We start from the raw sequence: 20,558 nt of genomic DNA, 5'->3' as shown, positions 1-20,558 counted from the left end.
GAGAGGGAAGGGCACGAGAGCCTTGTCCTCGGTGGAGAGACAGGCCCGGGTTTCGACAACTTGCGAGAACCTGGTGAAGGGACCAGAACCTTCAGGCCTGGTCGTTGTCGGTGATGTCACCCGCCCGCCCAGTCTCCTGAGAGTTACTGTCCGCATCCCCCAGCCCGTCGTCGGGGATCAGGGCCGCGCCCACGGCACCCACCATCGCGCCGCTACCCACTCCCAGCCCGGCCACGGTGGTTGCTGCCAATCCCACGGGCACGCCCCCGTCCTCCCGGCGCTCTTCCCCAGGGGTCGAGGCGTTGGCCCTGTTCTGGGTTGCCGCCTCAATCTCCTCCACCGACTTGCCCAGCGGCGTCGTGTCCTTGAGATTGTCACTCATGCCCCACCTTGACAGCAGGCGCGTGAGGGAGGGCGACAACCCCGTGAAGCGTCGTTCATCAGACCTTCCCGCAAAGAGTTCGGGCAAGCGACCGAAACCCGCATGACTTCGCCCAGATAACGCCGGGGGCGATTCCATGCCGACCCGGATGCTAGAGGTGGAGAAGGTTGGAGGCAGAAGGCGAAGGCACGCGTGGCTGGCCTTCTGCTTTCTACCTGCCGCGGCTTTCGCAGGAAGTCTAAGAGCTCCCCGCAACCCTCTCCCGGACCACCTCGATGGCGTCGGGGTTTTCCAGGCTGGTCAGGTCGCCCTTCACGTCCCCGCTCACGAGCAGGTCGCGGAGTAACCTTCGCATGATCTTCCCGCTGCGGGTGCGCGGTACGGTGGGCGTCACGATCACGCGGGCGGGCCGGGCGATAGGACCCACACCCCGCACGATGGCGTCCGCGAGTTCGGCTTCGAGCGTCGGGCCGGGCTCTGCGCCTCCCCTGGGCACCACGAACGCCACCGGCACCGCCCCCTTCACCTCGTCCGGCTGCGCGACCACGGCCGCCTCGCTGACGGCGGGGTGGGTGATCAGGGCGGCCTCCATTTCCATCGTGCCGATGCGGTGCCCGGCGACGTTCATCACGTCGTCCAGACGGCCCGTCACCCAGAGCTGGCCGTCGGCGTCGAGCAGCGCGGCGTCCGAGGCGGCGTAGCTGCCGGGGAAGTCCGAGAGGTACGTCGCCACGTAGCGGTCGTGGTCGCCCCACACCGTCCGCGCCAGGCAGGGGAACGGCTCGGTGAGGGTGAGGGCGCCGAGTTCGCCTGCCTCCGCCTCCGTCCCGTCGTCCCGCACCACCCGGGCGCGGTAGCCGGGCAGGGGATGGCCGCAACTGCCCGGCCGGGTGGGCGTGAGGCCTACCATGCTGCTCGCCCAAGCCGTGCCCGTCTCCGTCTGCCCATAGGTGTTGTTCACGAAGATGCGGCCCTCGCCCAGTTTCCCATGGGTCCAGTGCCATGTTTCCGGGTCAAGGGGCTCGCCGACCAGGCTGATCAGTTCCAGGCGGCTCAGGTCGTGCCCGGCCAGGGGCTGGTCCCCGGCGCGGCGCAGCATCCGCAGGGCGGTCGGCGCGGTGAAGACCTTGTTCACCCCGTAGCGCTCGATGATCTCGTACGGGCGGGCGGGGGTGGGCGTGTCGATGCCGCCCTCGTAGATCACGTGCGTCGCCCCATGCGCCAACCCGCCGACCAGGGCGAAGATCGGGAAGGTCAGCCAGCCCACGTCCGCCGTGCACCAGTACACGTCCCTCGGCCCGAGGTTCAGCGCCCACTTGACGTTCGCGTAGGCGCCCGCCAGAAACCCGATCCCCGCGTGAACGAGTCCCTTGGGCTTGGAGGTCGTCCCCGAGGTGTAGATGATGAAGCCCGGCTCGTTCGCCTCCAGGGGGACGGGGTCGGCCCGGCGGGTGGTGGAGGTCAGCAACGCATGGAAGTCGTGTTCGCCCTCGCGCAACTCGTACTCCCGGTCCACCCGGCGGGCGACGACCACGTGCCCGATCTCCAGCCCCGCCAGCGCCTCGTCGAGCGTCGCCTTGAGGGGCACAACCTTGCCCCGCCGCAGCGTCGCGTCCGTGCAGACGACGACCTTGGGGCGCGCGTCCTCCAGCCGGTCACGCACCGCCGAGGCGCTGAAGCCCGCGAAGATCACCGAGTAGATCGCGCCGATGCGGTAGCAGGCGTGGATGGCGATAAAGGCTTCCGGGACGTTGCCGAGGTAGATCGCCACCCGGTCGCCCTTCTCCACGCCGAGGTCTTGCAGCGCGGCGGCAAAACGGGCCGTTGCGTCCGTCAGTTCCCCGTACGTCCACGTCTCACGCAGGCCGTCCTCGCGCTCGTACAGCAGGGCCGTGCGCTCCGGCGGGTGGCGGTCCAGGCAGTTCGCGCTGACGTTCCCGGTGGCACCGGGGTAATAGCGGAAGTCGCCCAGGCCGCCTTCGAGGGCTGTGGTCGGTAGCGTGAACCAGGTCAATTCCCGGGCGATCTCCAACCAGTATGCGGGTGGGTCGAGGGCGAGCAGCCGGGCGGCGGCCTCCCCAGACACCGGGGCGGCGGCTTTCAGGGATTCGGTGGGGGGAACGAGCGGCTGCTCCAGCAGCGATTTCTCCACGGGGAACCTCCAGGGACAGGGCGAATTGTGCTTCGCCCCACCCTAGCGCCTTCACGTGAGGGCTGTCAGCCCGGGCCGCCGTACAATCCCCCCGTGCCCGCCTCCTCTTTCCCCCTCCTCGCCGTGGACATCGGCAACACGAGCACCGTGCTGGGCCTCGCGGACGAGAGCCTGACCCTGACCCACACCTGGCGCGTCCGCACCAACCGGGACATGCTGCCCGACGACGTGGCGCTGCAACTGCACGGCCTCTTTGCCCTCGCGGGCGCCGCCGTTCCACGTTCAGCCGTGCTGAGCAGCGTCGCGCCACCCGTGGGGCAGAACTACGCGCTGGCGTTGTGGCGGCACTTCGGGGTCGAGCCCTTCGAGGTGAGCGCCGAGAATCTTCCCGACGTGACCGTCGAACTCGACCAGCCGGGCAGCGTGGGTGCGGACCGCCTGTGCAACCTCTTCGGGGCGGAGCGGTACCTGGACGCCCACGAGTACGCCGTCGTCGTGGATTTCGGCACGAGCACCAACTTCGACGTGATCGGGCGCGGAAGGCGGTTTATCGGGGGCATTCTCGCCACGGGGGCACAGGTCAGTGCCGACGCCCTATTCGCCCGCGCTGCCAAGCTGCCGCGCATCGCGCTGGAGGCCCCGCGCACCGCCATCGGCAAGAACACGGTCCATGCCCTCCAGTCCGGCCTCGTCTTCGGCTACGCCGAGATGGTGGACGGCCTGCTGCGCCGCATTCGCGCCGAACTGCCAGGTCCCGCGGTCGCCGTCGCCACCGGGGGTTTTGCCCGCACGGTCGAGGGCATCTGCCGCGAGATCGACCACTACGACGAGACCCTGACCCTGCGCGGATTGGTGGAGCTGTGGGCCAGCCGCGGCCCCCAGACTTCGGCGGTTCAGGAACGGAGCAACCCGTGAAGGCCCTCACCTTCAGCCGTTTCGGCGGCCCCGAGGTGCTGGAGTACCGTGACCTTCCCGACCCGAAGCCCGCTGGCGGCGAGGTGCTCGTGCGGACCCGCGCGATTGGCCTCAACTTCGCGGACGTGTACCGCCGTCAGGGCCGGTACCACCTCGTGGGAACGCCGCCCTACATCGCCGGGTACGAGGCGGCGGGCGTGGTGGAGACGGCCCCGGCGGACAGCCCCTTCCGCGCCGGGGACCGGGTGGCCTTCGCCGACAGCCCCCACGCGAACGCCGAACTCGTGGCGGTGCCCGGGGACAGGCTGATCCCGCTGCCGGGGGACATCTCCTTCGAGACGGCGGCGGCCCTGCTGCTCCAGGGGCTCACGGCGCAGTTCCTCACCCGGGACAGCCACGGGGTTCGGGAGGGGGAGACCGTGCTCGTCCACGCGGCGGCTGGGGGTGTGGGGCTGCTCCTCGTCCAGCTCGCCCGGGCAGCCGGGGCGAGGGTGGTGGGCGTGACCTCCTCCCCGGACAAGGCGGCCCTGGCGCGTGAGGCGGGTGCCGAGGCGGTGCTCACCTACGAGGAGGACTGGGTGGCGGCGGCCCGCCGTTTCGGGGGAGAGGGCGTGGACGTGGTCTACGACTCGGTGGGCCGCACTCTGCCGCTCAGCTTCGAGGCAGCGCGGGTGGGCGGACACGTCGTGTTCTACGGCATGGCCGGGGGAGACCCGCCCCTCGTGGACCCCCGCATGCTGATGGACACCTCCAGGACCCTCACGGGGGGCGACCTGTGGAATGTCCTGAGAACGGCGGAGGACCGCCGGACCTGGGCCGCCGCCCTGTTTGAGCGGGTGCGTTCGGGGGACCTCCGGGTCCGCATCGCGGGGCGCTTTCCTCTGGCCGAGGGGGCGCGGGCGCACGCCTTCCTGGAAAGCCGACAGAGCAGCGGCAAGGTGCTGTTGCTCCCGTAGGGCCGTTGTTGGTCACCGGTTCAGGTCGTGGACGGCTCACGAGCGGTTTCGGTCCCGCATGTACTCGTCGTGGACCATCTCCAGCAACTCGGCCCGTGAAGCGTGGGGGTACTTCTGGCGCCTAGCGGTTAGCGCCCGTTCCAGCGCTCCCCGGTTGCCGCGCGTCTGCCTCAGGATTTTCTCCTCCCAGTACCGCTCGGCGTTCCTGCCCGCGGGGGGGCCCTTCGGGGCACCGGGCCGGGTCGCCACCAGCAGGGCAAGCAGCGCCAGGGCCAGCACGATCAGGAGGACAGCAGCAGACACGCCGCCAGTCTAGAGACGGGGTAGCCTGGAAGGATGACGGACGTTCGCCCTTCCCCCCGCATCGCCAGCCTGCTTCCCAGCGCCACCGACCTGCTGTTCGACCTCGGTCTGGGGGAGAGTGTCGTCGCCGTCAGTCATTCCTGCGACCACCCCGGCGCGGCGGGGCTCCACGTCCTGACCCGCTCCATCGTGGACCCCTCGGCGCCGCAGGCGGAGATCGACCGCGCCGTGAGCGAGGCGGTGCGGGAGGGCCGCGCCCTATATCAGGTGGACGGCGAGCTGCTCGACCGCCTGAATCCGGACCTCGTGGTCACGCAGGGAGTGTGTGAGGTCTGCGCGGTCACGCCGGGGACCATCGAGACGGCCGTCCGTTACCTGCCCGGCTGCCTGCCCGCCGCACAGGTGCTGAGCTTGGAGGGCCGTAGCGTTGCCGGAGTTCTGGAGGACCTGCGCTCACTCGCCCGCGCCGCCGGGGTGGGGGAGAGGGGAGATGCCCTCGCCGGGGAGGCGCAGGCCCGCTGGGAGGCCCTTCAGCCCGTCCCCCATGCCCCGCGCGTCCTGACGCTGGAGTGGGTGGACCCGCCCTTCTACGGCGGCCACTGGGTGCCCGAGCAGGTGGCGCGCGTGGGCGGCGTGAACGTGCTGGGCGCGGCGGGCACCGATTCGGGGCGCACCTCCTGGGCACAGGTGACGGCCCTCGATCCGGACGTGATCGTGGTGATGTGTTGCGGCTACGGCCTGGCCGAGAATGCCGAGTTTGCCCGCACCCTGCTGGACCGAAGTGACCTGCGGGCCGTGCGCGGGGGGCAGGTCTGGGCCGTGGACGCCAACGCCCTGTTCAGCCGACCCAGCCTGGGCGTGGTGCGCGGCGCGGAGGTGCTGGCCGCTCTCCTGCGGGGCCAGGCGTGCGAGGGCGAGAGCGTGCGCCTGGGCTGAAGACAAAAAACGCCCCAGCTCAGGTCGGGGCATTCTTGTTTGAGCAGTCGCGGCGCGTTATACGCCGGTCATCAGGATCAGCTTGTGAATCGCCCAGCCCAGCGCGATGCACACCGGAATGGTGAACACCCACGCCTGCACGATGCGCCCGGCGACCTGCCACTTCACCTTGCGAAAGCCCTTGGTGGTGCCCACGCCCATGATCGCGGTGCTGATCGTGTGCGTGGTGCTGACCGGAATGCCCAGTCGGCTGGCGGTCTCGATAATCAGCGCCGCACTTGTTTCGGCCACGAAGCCGTCCACGGGTTTCAGGTCCACGACCTTGAAGCCCATCGTGCGGATGATGCGCCAGCCGCCGACGGCGGTGCCCAGGCCCATCGCGGTCGCGGCCGAGAGGATCACCCACAGGGGCACCGTCTCGAATGCGGTGCCAAAATAGGCGCTTAGGGCGAAGGTCATGATGCCCATGGTCTTTTGCGCGTCGTTGCCGCCGTGCGAGAAGGCCATGAAGGCGGCGCTGAAGATCTGCGCCCAGCGGAAGGTGCGCGTCACCGTGCGGGGCCGCATCCGGCGCAGGATCAGCCAGGAGAGCAGGAACATCAGCACGATGGGCACGAGGAACCCCAGGACCGGACTGGTCACCAGACCCGCCAGCGTCTTGGTCACGCCCTTGGGGATGATGATGCCCCAGCCGCCCGCCGCGACGCCCGCCCCAACCAGGCTGAAGATCAGCGCGTGGCTGGAGGAGGAGGGCAGCCCTTTCCACCAGGTGTAGAGGTTCCAGATGATGGCGCTCAGAACCGCCGCGCCGACAAGTTCCAGCGTGGCGAACTGCTGCGGCACAATATCGCTGCTCACGGTCTTGGCAACGGCGGTGCCGGTGAGCGCCCCGACGATGTTCAGCACGGCCGACATGGCGATGGCCTGGGCGGGCGTGAGCACCTTGGTGGCGACCGAGGTGGCGATGGCGTTGGCGGTGTCGTGAAATCCGTTGATGAAATCGAACGCGAGGGCGAGCGCGAGAATGACGATCAGGCCGAGAAGGGCAGGTTCCATCGGTCAGAGGCCCCCGCTCACGCGTTCTTGAGCAGGATGCTCTCGACGGTCTTCGCCACCCGCTGCGCCTGGTCGGAGGCGTCCTCGATCAGGTTCACGATCTCGCCGCCGCGCATCGCCCGGATCATGCCCGGCACGTCGGTCACGCCCTGGTAGAGGGTGCGTTGCACCTCGTCGCTGATGGTGTCGCCCTCGTCTTCCAGGGTGCGAATCTGGCGGGCCAGAGCGGCGAGTTCCTGAATGCGCCCGGTGTCCTCGATCAGCGGCATGCCCTGGGCCAGCAGCGCGCACTGCTGCTCGACCACCCGGGCCAGTTGCGCCATCTGCGGAAGGGGGCGCTCCACCCCGTACAGGCTGAGCTTGCGCGCCGCGTCCTCCATATCGTCCACCAGGTCGTCGAGTTCATTGTTCAGCGCGATGATGTCCTCGCGGTCGAACGGCACGATGAACGACGAGGCGAGCATGTTCGTGATCTCGCCGGTAATCCGGTCCCCCTCGTGTTCCAGGTCGCGCACGCGCTGCACCTTGGCCTCCACGTCGGTGTAGTTCTCCAGCAGGTCCACCAGGGCCTGGGCGGTGGCGTGCGCGTTGCGGGCGGCTTCAGCGAACTTCGCGCTGAACTGCGGGTTTTTCGGCATGAATCTTGACAGCACCATGACAATCCTCTCGATTCTCCGCCTTTATGTCAGCCCCGTGTCAGGCTGCGGCGCAGCGGAAACGGGAGGCCCCAGGGTCGGAAGCCTCCCGCGCCGCCTAGAGTGTAGGCGCTTACTTGACGTTGAGGGGCGCGGTGAACGTGGCCCGGCGCTGCTCCGCGTCCGAACCGATAGTGTTCCCACCGGGAGGTGTGCTGGTGGCGTTGGGCACGATGTCCCCCGCGCCATAGCCGTCCCCACCGAAAATGCCGCCCACCACGTTCACGCCGTTCGCGGGGGCACCGCTCAGGCCCAGGGCGGACCAGGGAATGGCGAGCTCAACGGTCTGATTAGGGAGGGCGCCGGAAGTAGCGACCGTGTAATTGCTAGCGGAGACTTGAGGTGTTGCCGTGTCGCTGTTTACGAGCCGGAGTTCAGCGGATTGATCCTTGTACCGGGCAACAAAGGCGTCCACGCCCCCCATACTCCCGCTGAAGGTCGCCGCCCGTTTCCAGGCCTCGAAGTTATCGGCCTGTGCGGCGCCCGCGCCTGCCTTCGTGTCGAGATAGAGGATGGCGCTGTTGTCCCCCTCGACCAGATACGTGTACGCCAGGTACAGGTAGTTGGCATCACTGTCTGCCTGAAGGGTCAACCAGTTGTTGTTCGCACCGAACTCTCCGGCGTTCGGGCTCTGTAAGCTGACCTTAGGGGTCTTCCAGTCGCTCAGATTGCCGTCAACGGTGTACTTGGGAGCTGCGGCGACTCGCGTGAGGGTGAAGTCTGCGCCCGTGCCCGGAGAGGTTGCCTGCCGCTCCGCCGTCTGATAACCGTTTGCCGTGGCCCGCAGAGTTTGGGTGCCTGCCGGGACGAACATCGTATACGTGCCGTCCGGGAAGGTGATCGCGTAGTTCAAGTCGGGGTTGGCGGTCGTGGCCTCGACCAGCGCGTTTGCCAGCGGCGTGCCCGCCCCCGTCACCTTGCCCTCGATGGTGGGCGGCACGGGCTGGTTGATGAAGTCGTACGTGCCGCTGTAGGCGTTGTTATTGGTTCCCACCACGTAGCTGCGGTCGGGCTGTCCGGGTCCCTCGTAGCCGCTGTTCTTGGCGGCCGGGCCGTCGTTGCCGAACTTGAACTTGATCTCGCGGAAGAGGGGGAGATCAATCTCCGTCTTCCAGACGCCCCGGCTGACCTGCGTCATGGGGTACTCGACCTGCGAGCCGGTATCGAAGCGGCGCAACTCAATCGGGCCGTTGCCCTGGCTGCGCGCGTCCACCGTGAAGGTCACCTTGACCGTGTTCTTGCTGCTCGGCGTGGCCTTCACGCTGACGCCCTTGCTCTCGGCGCCCTGCGTGTCCACCGTGACCACCCGGAACGTTGTCTCCTGGTCGTTGGGAATGCCCGAGGCGAGGTAGCTCGTCTGATCTTTGGGCAGCGGGGCGAAGTTCAGCAGCCGCTCCTGCCCATTTCCAGTGCGCGCGTAGATGCGGTAGCCGGTGACGTTGGCGTCTGTGGAAGCCATCCACGTGAGCTGCACGGCACTGTCCCCGGCCTTCGCGCTCAGCCCCGTCACCTCCGGCAGGCTGGGGTTCACCGTGCCCGTGCTGCCGCTGCCCGCCGGGGCCGTTACTACGAGGGCGGAGCGGGCCGGGACCGTACCCACCACCTTCCCGCCGCTGATGCTCAGGCCACTGGTCCGCCCGGTGATCTCCGTCAGCGTCGTCCCACCGAAAGTGCCCAGCAGCGGGATGCCGCCCCCGCTCAGGGTGGCGAGGTCCACGGGCGTGTCACCGTTGTTCATCACGACGACGACGGGCTGCCCGCCCTTGCCGTCCGTCACGACCCGGCGGTAGGCGAAGATGGGCGCCCCGCCGTTCGGCCGCCACAGTTCCTGCTGCGCGCCGCGTGTCAGCGCCCGGTACTTCGCGCGGGCCGCGGCGAGAGCCGCCAGCCGCTCGTCGATGGTGCTCTGCGAGAGGGCCGCGAAGTTCATATCCTCGCGGTTACCCTGCCCCAGCGGGTAGTCGTAGGGGTCACCCAGCCCGGGCTGCGCGATCTCGGTGCCCTGGTACACGCTCGGCGTGCCGCGCGAGGTGTAGATCAGGCTTAGGGCCAGGTCGAGCCGTTCGCTCGCCTGCGCCGCCGTCCTGCCGCGTTCCTCCACCTCGCTCACGAAGCGGCGCACGTCGTGGTTGTCCACGAAGGTCGTCAGCCGTGTGGGGTCCCGGTACGCGCCGTCCCGCGCGAACACGTCTGCCACGGCGCCCAGGTTGCCGCCCGCGCTCGACAACTGGTCCTTGATGGCGAAGTACAGCGCGAAGTCGAACACGCTGGGCGAACCCAGGTCGTTCATGTAGTGGGCCAGGAAGCTGGGGTCACCGTTGAACACCTCACCCACCGACCAGATTTTGGAGGGGTCGCCCGGCCCGCCCGCTGCGAAGAACTGCTGCCAGTAGCTGTCGGGCACGTGCTGCATGGTGTCGATCCGCAGCCCGTCGATGCCGGTTTCCTTCCGCCAGTAGTTCACGAAGTCGTTGAGGTACTTCGTGACCTCGGGCAGTTCCTGCTTGAAGTCGGGCAGGCCCGCTAGCGGACAGTCCACCCGCTTGTTGGTGCTGGCATCGCACTCGGCCTGCGTGTGGAACCAGTCAGGATGGGACTTTGTGAGCGTCGAGTCGTACCCCGCGTGGTTCACCACGATGTCCTGAATGATCCTGATGTTGTTCCGGTGCGCGGTCTGGATCAACGACTTGTACTCGTCCAAGGTTCCGAAGTGCGGGTCTACCTTCAAGAAGTCCTCGGCCCAGTAGCCGTGGTAGCCCGCGAAGAGCTTGCCTGTGTTCGGTCCGCTCGTCGGCCCGGCGATGGCCGGAACCTGCAAGACCACCGGGCTGATCCAGATCGCGGTAAACCCCATCCGCTTGAAATAGCCCTCCTCGATCTTCGCCTTCAGCCCCGCGAAGTCCCCGCCGTGCCAACCGAGCGGATTGGTCCTGTCCGCGCGGTCGCCCTCATTGCGGTTGGGGCCATTGTCGTTCGCCGTGTTCCCGTTGGCGAAGCGGTCAGTCATGGCGAAATAGATCACCTCGTCCTGCCAGGCGCGGGTGTTGCCCCCCGGCTCGGGGGCCTTGAAGACACCGCAGGCGGACAGGGACAGCGTCAGGACGGCCATGGCGCCGATGTGCCCCATCTTCTGGAAACGTTTCATTTCCTGCTCATTGGAAGCCCACTCGTACTTGCCTGTCAATTGACTGACGGTTCATTTCTGATCTTTGCCTGTACAGTGGGGTATGAAAGCCATCTGGAACAGCCAGGTCATCGCCGAGTCGGACGACACGGTAGTTGTGGAGGGCAACCATTACTTCCCCCTGGGGAGCGTGAGGTCGGAGTACCTGCAAGCGAGCCAGACCCACACCGTCTGCCCGTGGAAGGGCACCGCCTCGTACTACACCCTGCGCGTGGACGGCCAAGAGAATCCCGACGCTGCCTGGTTCTACCCCGAGCCCAGTGAGGCCGCGCGGCAGATCGCCGGACGGGTTGCCTTCTGGCGTGGGGTGCAGGTCACGGCGGACTGAACGAATCGGGTCCAGGCGTTGACACTCCGGGGTCCCCCTGCTAGATTGACTCCCGCCCGCTCCGGCGGTGCGTCAACAAGGACACGGGAGTAGCTCAGTTGGTTAGAGCGCACGCCTGATAAGCGTGAGGTCGGCAGTTCAAATCTGCCCTTCCGTACCAGATACGAAAACCCTGTCTACGACGGGGTTTTCTGCTTTTAGAGACGCTTATCAGGCTTGGTTTGGACACCAACGTTACACGTTGTTGTGCGCTCCCCAACTTCGCCAAAACACTGTCGGAAAGGAGCTCGTGCATGAGCACAGACGCCCTCTGGCAGCAGTTCGCCTACCACCTGAAGGTCAAGCGCCGCAGCAAGAACACCCTCGCCAACTACGACGTCACCCGCCGTACCCTCTCCCGTTTCCTCCAGGAGCAGGGCATAGAGGCCGAGGTCGCTACGTTGACGGTCAGCCACCTCCGAGCCTTCCTTCTATGGCTGGAGGAGCAGGGGTTAGGCCCAGGAGGGATTCATGCCCATGCTCGGGCTGTTAAGGCTGTGTTCAACTGGGCGGAGAAGGAAGAGCTCATCCAGCGGAATCCGGCGAAGCGTCTGGAACTCCCTAGCCTTCCCAAGGAGCGGCAGCCTACGGTCACCACTGTCACCGCTCAGGCCCTCCAGAAAGCGTGCAAGAAGAGCGAGCAGCCCCTCCGGGACCTGGCTATCGTCCTCACCCTGTTCGACACCGGCGTGCGGGTGCATGAGCTGATCGGGTTGAGGCTGGAGGACTTGCAGTTTGAGCGAGGCTTGATCCGAGTGATGGGCAAGGGTGCTAAGGAGCGGTTCGTGCCTGTTGGGTCTAAGGCTATGACGGCGATTACCGGGTATATCCGGCGGGAGAGACGGCAGAAGCATGCGGGAGTCCGTCATGTCTTCCTCAGTCGCTGCGGGCAGCCATTGACCCGAGAAGGCGTAGGGATACGACTGGCAAAGCTGGCCAAGAGCGTGGGTATAGCCCGTGAGGCCTGTGCCCCTCATGCCTTCCGCCGAGGGTTCGCCGTGGAGTTCCTGCGCAATGGGGGAGACGTGTTCACCCTCCAGCAGATCATGGGCCACAGCAGCCTGGACATGACCCGGAGGTACGTGACCTTTCTGGACGATGACCTAAAAGCCGCACATCTGCGCTTCTCGCCAGTGGACCGGCTCTAGGCCGTGTAGGCCAGAGGTGCTGAGGCAGGGTTACGAGAGGCGCCGCCTCATCACCCACAAGCCCGGGCGCGGCTCGAACCCCAGGCGCCGGTTCACCGCCAGCATCGGTGCATTCACACTGAGGTTGTTGGTGAACATCCCCGTGAACCCCGCCGCCCGTGCCCGCCGGATCACCTCCACCTTCAACGCCCGTGCCACCCCCATCCCCCGCGCTTCCGGCACCACCCCCGTGAAGTAGTTGTACGCCCCACGTGGATGCCGCGCCATCACGCTCATCCCCAGCCAGTCCTCGCCCCGCGTCGCCAGCACGATCCCCCCCGGCTGCACGGTCGGATTCTTTCGCAGCATGTGCCGGGCCTGCTCGACCGTCAATCGCGGCTCCCCCTGCATATCCGGTGAATCGTAGTCTCGCTCAGCGAAGAAGGTGTACAGCCGCGTCCAGTTCGCCTCGTCACGGCCCAGCACGTCCATGTCCTGCCAGGTGATGTCCGCACTCGCCAGACGCCCTTGGAGGTCAGTGTGGGCGGCTTCGTCGAAGGTGGTGAGGTCGAGGGCGGACTCGAAGCGGTGGAAGTGCAGGGAGAAGCCACGTCGCTCCGCCCAGGCGCGTGACGCTGGATTCGTCTCACGCACCTCGGTCTCGAGGCGTTCGGCACCCTGAGCGCGTGCAGAATCGAGAACGCGGGCCAGCAGAGCCGAACCGTACCCACGTTCACGGGCGTTGGGGGCCACGACAAGCTGGAAGCCGAATTCCTGGGTGGGGAGCGGTGGGCTGTGCAGCCGGACGGTTCCGGTGATGCGGTCGCGGTCGTTTTCGATCACCCACTCCTGGAAGAAGCCGCACTGTTGTCGGATCTCTTGTGTCCGCTGGGCGAAGGCTTCGGGGGTGTAGGGCTTGGCCTCTTCGGTGTTGATGATGGCGACGATGGCCGGGAGGTCGTCCGGGGTGGGTTCGCGAATGGTGAAGGGCGCGGGGGAGGCCGTCATGACTCATCATGCCGGACGGATAACGTCAGCGCACCCTGGCCTACACGCCCTAGTGATCGCTTGATGCAAGCTGCAGTGACAGGAGATGAGCCCAGGAGGCAGTGGAAGGTTGGACCAACGCACGCTTTACGTTGGAATAGGGCCTCGACTAGACTGTAGTTCTTCCTGCATTCGGTTCCTGGGACGTTGAGTCTAAAGGGGATTTATGGAGAAGAGGCCCAGGGTGTGGGCTCCACCATTGGAGGGGACCAGATGAAACGAGGGCTGTTCTTGGCAACCGTTTTGCTCCTGGGAGTTGGGGCTCCCACGGCTGCGCAGACCGTCCCATCCTCCCCTGAAGCCACCATCGCGCATCTGTCTGCGATGACGTACTTGGACAAGGCTCTTGCGTTCATCGAGCAGAATGCCCTCAAGCGGAACACGCTTGACTGGCCTCAGGTGCGGGCACAAGCGGCCGAGCAGGCCAAGGACGCCATGAGTACCGCGGACACCTACCCCGTGATTCGCCTCGTCCTGGACAAGCTGAATGACCATCACAGCCGGTTCTACACGCCTGAAGAAGCTCGTGCCCTTGAGCGGGGCCAACGTGCTGGTCTGGGGATCACCGTTCTGTATCCGGAAGGCACCGTGGCGATTGTTCGCCCCAACAGTCCCGCCGCGACCGCCGGAATTCAGGTGGGGGACACGATCGAGGCGATGAATGGTCAGCCCCTCCGGGCCGACGTTCTGGGACTGATTGTCGAGTTCGGAGGGGACTCCTGGCAATTGAGGGTCAAGAAGTCCGGCCAGCAGGCGTCGATCACCATGAATCTGGGTGCCGCCTCTGTGTCAGAAAACACGCCGCCAGAGGGACGAAGGTTGCCTGGCGATGTCGGGTACCTCCAACTGCCTATGCATATCGGTGACGGAACCATCGCAGGTCAGGGCTCCTACGCGGAGCTGGCGCAAGGCCTTATTCGGCGAATTGACGAGACCCCGACCTGTGGCTGGATCGTGGACTTGCGGCGGAATCGCGGCGGGAACATGTGGACAATGCTGGCGGGGGTGGGACCCATCCTTGGTGAGGGCAAGCTCGGGTCCTTCATCGACGCACAGGGGACATCCGAGTGGACGTACCAGAAGGGCACGTCGCAGCTTGGAGGGGAGACACTTTCCTCCGTAAGTCATCCGTACCAGCTTAAACGGCCCTCCCCACCCGTCGCGGTCCTCACGAGCCGGTTGACGGCCAGTTCGGGAGAGATGACCACCATTGCGTTCAGGGGCCGTCCGGACACCCGGAGCTTTGGTGAGGCGACCCGAGGTATCCCTACCGGAAATGTGTCTCAGCCGCTCAGCGATGGAGCCTTATTGGTGCTGACAGGGGCACTCTCTCAGGACCGTAGCGGACGCACGTACGAGGGACGCATACAACCCGATCAAACGGTAGGCACTGACTGGTCCCAATTCGGTTCGGAGCAAGACCCTGCCGTGCGGGCTGCAAGGGATTGGTTGTCACAACAACCGGGGTGTCGGTCTTGAGTCGCTTCACGAGGCTGGCGAGCCAACATCCCTTAAGAGATGGATGAGTCCCCCCTTGACATCACCTTCATGATCTGTCACCGTGGGTGCCACAGCGGGGACAGTTGTCCTGCCGCGAGTTGACAATCAGGGCTGTTTCAGCTGGAGAAGGGGTAATCGGTCAGCTCGACATGGCAAGTGGACGCTTCCTCGTTTGAGGGTGCCACAGGCTATGGCTCACCCTTCAGCTTTTGGCGGAGCATATCAGTGCCCACATTTTGGGTGCCTACTGGTGGATCCTATAAGGGCTGACACACAGAGTACCCACTCATGTGTAAGACGGGGAGATTTTGGAGCGAGTACTTACTGCCCTCGCTGGAGCGTGAAACGGCGAGAGTTGGTGTGGGGGTAAATGATGGGCGCAGTTAAGTCGTCACGGCACCTTAGGTGCTGAGAGGACACTTGAGTAGCCTATAGACCATTTTTTGGTGTCGTAGCTCAAGCTCGACACAGTTGGCCATTTTCGGATACGTTTTCAATTCTGCCGCATCGAGAGGGCGGTAACCATTTCGAGAGGAATACATGAAAAAGAGAATAACCATTTCGGTGAACCAGTCTGTTCGAGACAAGGATCACCTAGAGAGAGATTTCAACAACCATTTCGAGACGCAGTGTTTGAGTGTTGAGGAGATTGCACAGGCTGTCCAGAGCGGGCATGCCATCTCTGCCGACTATGTCGGTAGAGCGCGCAACAAGGGCAACTTCAACTCAAGCGGTTTTGTCGCACTCGATTTCGATGGCGGCTTTACTCTGGCCGATGCCTTAGACGACACGTACATTACGGAGCAGGCCTGCCTGATCTACACAAGCGTTAACCACCGCAAGGATGGGACGACGGACAAGTTCAGGGTTCTATGGGCTCTCCCACGGGACCTGACGGACCGGAAGCAGGTGGAGACGGTCCTCTGTAACCTGCTGAGGAAGTATCCCGCGGCAGACGCGAGCTGCAAGGACGCTTGCCGGATGTTCTACGGCAACACGCAGGCCGAGGTTCCACTCCAGCAGGACGTTCAGCTCTCAGAGCTTGCCCTGGATGAGCTCCTGGTCGAGGAGGTCAAGCCCATCAAGCCTAAGCCAGCTGGTAAGGCGGGCAAGTCCTCGCTCAACGCGGCGGCTCCCTCGAACGTGGATGAGGCGGAAGTGGTGGAGGCGCTCAAGTGCATCCCCCAGAGAGCTCCGGGGACCGGCAACTACAACCAGTGCCTGACTGTCCTCATGGCTCTTTGGTCCCAGTTCGGGGCTGCCAAGGCGATAGAGCTTGCCGAGGCATGGAGCCCCAGTACGGACGGCTGGAACATTCCACAGAAGGTCCACAGCTTCACGAGCCGGGACGTGACGATTGCAAGCCTGTTCTACCTTGCCAGGGAGCACGGGTATGTTCGTGCCCCCAAGATGTCTGCGGTACAGCGCGTTCATCGTCCCACGGAAACGATTGAGGCTAGGCACCTCCCGGACATCACGAGCTCGGACAAGCTGGTGATTCTGAAGAGCTACCAGGGGACGGGGAAGACCACCGCCATCGAGAAGCTGGTCAGAAAGCACACCGAGGCAAAGGGGAAAGTGCTGGTGATCGCTCACCGCCGAACCCTCCTGAAGCAGATCAGTGCTCGCTTCGGAATCGACAACTACGAAAGCGTCGCGGACCTGTCCAGCTGCACGCGAAGTCTCGCCGTCACATACGACAGCCTGTACAAGCTCACACCGGGCAACTATAGGGACGCTTTGGTGATCCTGGACGAATTCACCCAGGGGTTGAACCACCTCGCGGGGGACACCTGCAAGGAGAACCGCTCCTCAATCCTCTCGACCTTCGGGTGGGTCCTGAAGAACGCCAAGCAGGTGATTGCCAGTGATGCGGACGCTGGGGATCCGGATATCACCTACCTGATGAACCGGATGAACGTGAGCGACTACTACTTCCTGGAGAACACTTGGCGCCCGAAGGGGCGAGCCATGCAGCTGTTCAAGAGCAAGCTCACGCTGCAAGCCGAGCTGTTTGACGCTGTGCGGAACGGACGTAACGTCGTGGTCGCCTGTGACAGCCGGAGCCTTACGGAAGCCCTGGAGCGAGCCCTTAAGGAGAAACACTCCGACCTGAAGCTCCTCAAGGTGAACTCCAAGAACAGCCAGACGGCCTTGGTGCAGGACTTCATCACCAACATCCCAACTCAGGTGCAGAACTACTAGGTCCTGGTGTACTCACCGACCCTCTTCACGGGTGTTGACATCAGTGTGAAGCACTTCGAGGAGGTGTACCTCTTTGCCGACGGTGGAAGTCAGAACCACAAGGACCTGATGCAGGCCGTAAACCGTGTCAGGGACGAGAAGGCCCTCATCAAAGTATGGGTCACCCCAAAGACGGAAGAACGGGAAACGGATCCTGCGGTGCTGTACCAGCGGTACTTCAAGACCAAGGACGACTACAGGAACCTGATGACCTTGAACGAGGTGACGGGCAAATGGGCGTTCGACGCGAAGTGGAACACGTACCTCACTCTCGTCAGCGAGCAGGAGGCCGCCAACAACGTCAGCCACTCAGAGCTGAAGGCTCACTTCGTTTCGATGGCCCAGCAACTCGGGTTTACTCTCACCCAGAACAACGTTCAGGATGTCGAGAGGGCGGAGGAAACGAAGCAAGCTCTGGCGAAGGCGAATGCGGAGTTTGAAGCGGAACGTGTGAAAGGCGTCACGAACGCTGAAGACATCAGCCGACCGGAGGCGGAGGCCGTGCAGAAGGAGAAGGGGAGCCTGACAACGGAGCAGGAGTACAAGCTCGAACGCTTCTACTACAGGCAGTTGAATGGAAACTCTGCCGAGGACCTCGGGGAGCTGATCAAGACACCTCTGAAGAGGCTGTCCTCTCAGATTCGGGCGTTCGAGGCACTCGCTGTGTCCACTGAACAGTTGATTCACCGGGACCAGACGTTTGCCACCGAAATCATCCCAGACAAGGAAATTCTGGCCCTCCAGACGGACCTTCGGAAGAGGATTGAGGCCACGTACGGTGGATATAAGCAGGACGGGCCTCTCAGTGCAGACGTTTTGGCCGCGTTTGCTGAGTTCATGCAATCGGAAGCAGACCAGGTAGTGAAGGACCTGGGGTTTGCTGTTCCCGAGAACGTGGGTGAGCAGCCGATCAAGACCCTGAACAAGTACCTGAAGCAACTAGGGCTCGTTGCCAAGGAGACATCAAGAATCAGGGATGACGGCGGCACGCAGGAGAGGAAGTACCAAATCGATCCTGTTGCACGGGAGTTGATGCAGCGACTAGCGGAGCGACGCAAGCCTGAGAGTGAGCGAGAGCTGGCTCAGACCAAGGAGGACACCTTAGCAGCCTAACAGGCACCCCCTCCTACGTGAGAGTTGTATGAGTCAGGACATCTGGAGTCTGGTTGCTATACGAGATCCCAGAAGTCCTGGCTCACTTCTACCACCCCGAGTTTTGAAGCGTGGGGAGGAGATAGAGGAAGCGAAGGTGAGAGAGGGCCACGGTTTTTGAGCCTTTTGAGCACGCTTTCCCTTACCCGCACCAAAATGAACCTGTGTAGGGGAGGTAGCGCTTCGCCGATCAGCAGCCCCGATATCTCCTACACCTAAGTTTTCCTTTTCCGCCTCAAATTTCAGTGTGGCTAAAAAATGTGTGGGTGCCTACCAGCGCCTGTACTGCCTTCCGCCAGGAAAAGTACCCCCCACCCCTATTCAACAGAAGCAGAGGCCATCCGAGCAACTGGGACAGCCTCTGTCTTTTCCTATCTGTTTAGGCAGCGTAGAAGCTGCGGAGGGCGAAGGCGGCCACGACCTCAGCCTCATAGTTCTGGCCCATGCGGATGCCGACCTCTCCAAGCTTGATCTCGGGGAGAAGCCCAACCAGCGCGTTGAAGCAGTCCACTTGCCAGGAGAGCCACTGTTCATAGCTGGGGATGAGGGTGGTGCAGAGCCCTTCTCGCTCCACAGTTACTGAGATGTCCGGGTTGAGGATGACTCGCTCCCCCTCAGCAGTACGTTCGAAGACGACTCCGGGCTTGGGGTTGCCTCTAACTACGGTGCTAAACTCATCCACGATCTCACCTCAACTGGGATTCCTGCGAGGGGCAGAGTTTCCTAGGCCCGTCCCTCTCAGGTGACGTTATATTACCATCTTCTTGGTACTAGTGTCAAGATTGTGGTATTATCACTTGAATGCGTATAGTGGTGACATGATCGAGTGGCAGTTGAAGCACTTGTTGGAGCAGGAAGGCATTACTCCATACCGACTTTCACAGTTGCTTGATGGTCAAGTCAGTAGAAATACTATATACGCCCTTGCCCGTGGAAAATCCGAACGAGTTGATCTTTCTGTATTGAATGCCGTGATTAGTCAGTTGAGAAGGATGACTGGGCGCCAAATAGACGTTTCTGATCTACTCTATTACAAAGAGTAGCGCGGCTTAATTGCCAAACGTTCTAATAAAGTTGTAGCTATGCCATACCAAAAAATTTGATACAATGCTGGTTATGCGTATCAAGGGAATCCATATAGAAAATTTCCGTGCCATAACCCGTCTCTCTGTGAGAGATTTGTCTGATGTTGTTGTTATAGCTGGACCAAACGGGTGTGGAAAGTCATGCATATTTGACGCAATACGCATGTTGAAGTCCATATACGGTGGTTACCAGCCAAATGAATGGCAACATTGGTTCTCTGAATTTCAAATAAGCGTCAACCAGACTCAAGAGTTGTTGAGTCAATTTCAAAATCGCAATTTACCAATGATAATTCAAATAGAGATAGAAATTTCACAAGAGGAAAAACAATGGTTAAGAGACAATGTTGGCCACAGTTTGGAGAAATCCGCTTGGAGACGATATGTACCGGACCTCTCTAGGGGTCAAAAGGAGCGAGGAAGAGGGGAAACGCCCGCCCAAAGCCACTTCTCGGCTTGCTCAGCACGGCACGAAGGGCATCGAGGCCACGCCTGAAGAGGCTTTTGGGGGGATAGCCGTGTCTGAGGCAGCGTGACGGGTCACGCTGCTGCTCGAACTCCCCGATCAGACAGCACCACACAAAGGCCAGCGCGACGACGGCCAAGAGGGTGGAGACCCGGGCGGGATTGGTGAGGTGAGTGCTCTCCAGAAAAAAGCCCCTGGACTTCAGGGCCTGGTGCATGTTCTCCGCGGTCCAGCGCAGGGCGTAGCGTTTCAGGGCGGGTCCGGCGTGTCCCTGGTAGGCCAGGAAGAGGGTCTCTCGGGAGGCGTTCTGGCATGCCAGAACGCGCAGCGTCACGCCATAGACCTGAACGGGCTTGTACCAGACCCGCAACTCGCCCGGCCGCATCTTCTTGAACCTCACCCAGACGGGTGAGCCTTCGACCACACTGTCGGCTCGCAGACGAATGACTGGGGAGAGGTTCATGCGGCGCAGGGCCACGAACCACTCGCTGCCGATGAACTCCCGGTCGGCGGTCAGGAACACTCTCCGGCCCTGGAGCAGGGGAAGCAGGCGCTCGACCAGGGCAATGCGGGTGGTCATGGTGCTGTTCCCGCTGTGCGGCAGCAGCGTCCAGACCAGCGGGAAGCTGAAACTCTGCCAGCGCACGCTGAGTAAGAGGATATTGATGTCGTGCTGGCCCAGCTTCCAGTTGGTCCGGTCGAGGACGAGCAGCCAGTGCTGCTCGTCGTGCAGGTGGGCCAGGACGAAGCGGGCGACCAGCAGGTCGGGGAGGGCGAACTGCACGAAGCGCCTCAGGCGCTGGTACACCGTCTCGTCCGAGCCTGGGAGATCGATGAGCTGGACGAGCTGGTACAAGACGACGCTGCGCGCCTGAATGACCGCGAGGATCAGGGCACTCAGGACGGTGAGCCGACGGGGATCGAGCGGAAAGTGCTGAGCCAGCAGGGCACAGAGGCTAGACTGAGGGGGTCGGCTCCGGGTGTTCTTCAT

General features: G+C 63.6%; 19 protein-coding genes and 1 tRNA gene. 11 read left to right on the top strand and 9 right to left on the bottom strand.

From position 1 onward, the window contains the following. Nucleotides 1-91: 91 nt before the first annotated feature. Nucleotides 92-382 carry a hypothetical protein gene (locus F784_RS23765; protein WP_019588127.1) on the bottom strand — a complete coding sequence of 97 codons (291 nt, stop codon included), beginning with the start codon at nucleotides 380-382 and terminating at the stop codon, nucleotides 92-94. Nucleotides 383-620: 238 nt separating this feature from the next. Continuing rightward, nucleotides 621-2,534 carry an acetate--CoA ligase gene (locus F784_RS0118000; protein ID WP_019588126.1) on the bottom strand — a complete coding sequence of 638 codons (1,914 nt, stop codon included), beginning with the start codon at nucleotides 2,532-2,534 and terminating at the stop codon, nucleotides 621-623. Nucleotides 2,535-2,627: 93 nt separating this feature from the next. On the opposite strand from F784_RS0118000, the gene F784_RS0117995 reads away from it, so the two are divergent. After that, nucleotides 2,628-3,449 carry a type III pantothenate kinase gene (locus F784_RS0117995; RefSeq protein ID WP_019588125.1) on the top strand — a complete coding sequence of 274 codons (822 nt, stop codon included), beginning with the start codon at nucleotides 2,628-2,630 and terminating at the stop codon, nucleotides 3,447-3,449. After that, a complete protein-coding gene (locus F784_RS0117990; protein ID WP_019588124.1) occupies nucleotides 3,446-4,405 on the top strand; it encodes a quinone oxidoreductase family protein in 960 nt (319 codons plus the stop codon). Before F784_RS0117995 ends, F784_RS0117990 begins: the two co-directional genes overlap by 4 nt. A 36-nt stretch (nucleotides 4,406-4,441) precedes the next feature. Here the strand turns inward: F784_RS0117990 and F784_RS23760 are convergent, their stop codons facing one another. Beyond that, the gene (locus F784_RS23760; protein ID WP_019588123.1) at nucleotides 4,442-4,708 is read right to left on the bottom strand and encodes a hypothetical protein; all 267 of its coding nucleotides are present in this window, start codon (nucleotides 4,706-4,708) and stop codon (nucleotides 4,442-4,444) included. Nucleotides 4,709-4,741: 33 nt separating this feature from the next. On the opposite strand from F784_RS23760, the gene F784_RS0117980 reads away from it, so the two are divergent. Continuing rightward, nucleotides 4,742-5,644, top strand: coding sequence for a cobalamin-binding protein (locus tag F784_RS0117980; RefSeq protein WP_019588122.1), 903 nt, complete (start codon nucleotides 4,742-4,744; stop codon nucleotides 5,642-5,644). A gap of 57 nt (nucleotides 5,645-5,701) precedes the next feature. Here the strand turns inward: F784_RS0117980 and F784_RS0117975 are convergent, their stop codons facing one another. The 3 genes from F784_RS0117975 to F784_RS0117965 form a co-directional block, all read right to left on the bottom strand. Next, a complete protein-coding gene (locus F784_RS0117975; RefSeq protein ID WP_019588121.1) occupies nucleotides 5,702-6,700 on the bottom strand; it encodes an inorganic phosphate transporter in 999 nt (332 codons plus the stop codon). A gap of 17 nt (nucleotides 6,701-6,717) precedes the next feature. Continuing rightward, nucleotides 6,718-7,356 carry a DUF47 domain-containing protein gene (locus F784_RS0117970; protein ID WP_026332570.1) on the bottom strand — a complete coding sequence of 213 codons (639 nt, stop codon included), beginning with the start codon at nucleotides 7,354-7,356 and terminating at the stop codon, nucleotides 6,718-6,720. A 112-nt stretch (nucleotides 7,357-7,468) separates the two neighbouring features. Next, nucleotides 7,469-10,540 carry an alpha-amylase family glycosyl hydrolase gene (locus F784_RS0117965; RefSeq protein WP_019588119.1) on the bottom strand — a complete coding sequence of 1,024 codons (3,072 nt, stop codon included), beginning with the start codon at nucleotides 10,538-10,540 and terminating at the stop codon, nucleotides 7,469-7,471. A gap of 82 nt (nucleotides 10,541-10,622) precedes the next feature. On the opposite strand from F784_RS0117965, the gene F784_RS0117960 reads away from it, so the two are divergent. The 3 genes from F784_RS0117960 to F784_RS0117950 all read left to right on the top strand — a co-directional run bounded on the left by F784_RS0117960 (nucleotide 10,623) and on the right by F784_RS0117950 (nucleotide 12,094). Continuing rightward, the gene (locus F784_RS0117960; RefSeq protein ID WP_019588118.1) at nucleotides 10,623-10,907 is read left to right on the top strand and encodes a DUF427 domain-containing protein; all 285 of its coding nucleotides are present in this window, start codon (nucleotides 10,623-10,625) and stop codon (nucleotides 10,905-10,907) included. Nucleotides 10,908-10,990: 83 nt separating this feature from the next. Continuing rightward, nucleotides 10,991-11,067, top strand: a tRNA-Ile gene (locus F784_RS0117955). Between the two features lie 61 nt (nucleotides 11,068-11,128). Continuing rightward, nucleotides 11,129-12,094 (top strand): tyrosine-type recombinase/integrase, encoded by a 966-nt coding sequence (locus F784_RS0117950; RefSeq protein WP_245557940.1) that lies wholly within the window; start codon nucleotides 11,129-11,131, stop codon nucleotides 12,092-12,094. 30 nt (nucleotides 12,095-12,124) lie between these two features. On the opposite strand, the gene F784_RS23755 is transcribed toward F784_RS0117950, so the two are convergent. After that, the gene (locus F784_RS23755) at nucleotides 12,125-13,081 is read right to left on the bottom strand and encodes a GNAT family N-acetyltransferase (RefSeq protein WP_019588116.1); all 957 of its coding nucleotides are present in this window, start codon (nucleotides 13,079-13,081) and stop codon (nucleotides 12,125-12,127) included. Nucleotides 13,082-13,333: 252 nt separating this feature from the next. On the opposite strand from F784_RS23755, the gene F784_RS24840 reads away from it, so the two are divergent. From F784_RS24840 to F784_RS0117930, 3 genes are all read left to right on the top strand, one after another. After that, the gene (locus F784_RS24840) at nucleotides 13,334-14,599 is read left to right on the top strand and encodes a S41 family peptidase (protein WP_019588115.1); all 1,266 of its coding nucleotides are present in this window, start codon (nucleotides 13,334-13,336) and stop codon (nucleotides 14,597-14,599) included. Between the two features lie 561 nt (nucleotides 14,600-15,160). Next, nucleotides 15,161-16,825, top strand: coding sequence for a PriCT-2 domain-containing protein (locus F784_RS0117935; RefSeq protein ID WP_019588114.1), 1,665 nt, complete (start codon nucleotides 15,161-15,163; stop codon nucleotides 16,823-16,825). A 6-nt stretch (nucleotides 16,826-16,831) separates the two neighbouring features. Continuing rightward, on the top strand, nucleotides 16,832-17,977 hold the full coding sequence (locus F784_RS0117930; protein ID WP_040383533.1) for a hypothetical protein: 1,146 nt from the start codon (nucleotides 16,832-16,834) through the stop codon (nucleotides 17,975-17,977). A gap of 418 nt (nucleotides 17,978-18,395) precedes the next feature. On the opposite strand, the gene F784_RS0117925 is transcribed toward F784_RS0117930, so the two are convergent. Beyond that, the gene (locus F784_RS0117925; protein WP_019588112.1) at nucleotides 18,396-18,698 is read right to left on the bottom strand and encodes a hypothetical protein; all 303 of its coding nucleotides are present in this window, start codon (nucleotides 18,696-18,698) and stop codon (nucleotides 18,396-18,398) included. A 136-nt stretch (nucleotides 18,699-18,834) separates the two neighbouring features. Between F784_RS0117925 and F784_RS25560 the strand changes: the two genes are divergently transcribed. Both F784_RS25560 and F784_RS27905 read left to right on the top strand, forming a co-directional pair. Next, entirely contained in the window at nucleotides 18,835-19,059 is a 225-nt protein-coding gene (locus F784_RS25560) for a helix-turn-helix domain-containing protein (RefSeq protein ID WP_083939272.1), read from the top strand. Between the two features lie 64 nt (nucleotides 19,060-19,123). After that, a complete protein-coding gene (locus tag F784_RS27905; protein WP_083939271.1) occupies nucleotides 19,124-19,597 on the top strand; it encodes an ATP-binding cassette domain-containing protein in 474 nt (157 codons plus the stop codon). Here F784_RS27905 and F784_RS0117920 read toward each other — a convergent pair. Next, on the bottom strand, nucleotides 19,500-20,558 hold the full coding sequence (locus F784_RS0117920) for an IS4 family transposase (protein ID WP_019588111.1): 1,059 nt from the start codon (nucleotides 20,556-20,558) through the stop codon (nucleotides 19,500-19,502). The genes F784_RS27905 and F784_RS0117920 overlap by 98 nt on opposite strands.

It is taken from the genome of Deinococcus apachensis DSM 19763 (assembly GCF_000381345.1).
Taxonomy (GTDB): Bacteria; Deinococcota; Deinococci; order Deinococcales; family Deinococcaceae; genus Deinococcus; species Deinococcus apachensis.
Note: the sequence above shows the minus strand (reverse complement) of the source record. Positions and strands in the feature narration are given on the sequence as shown.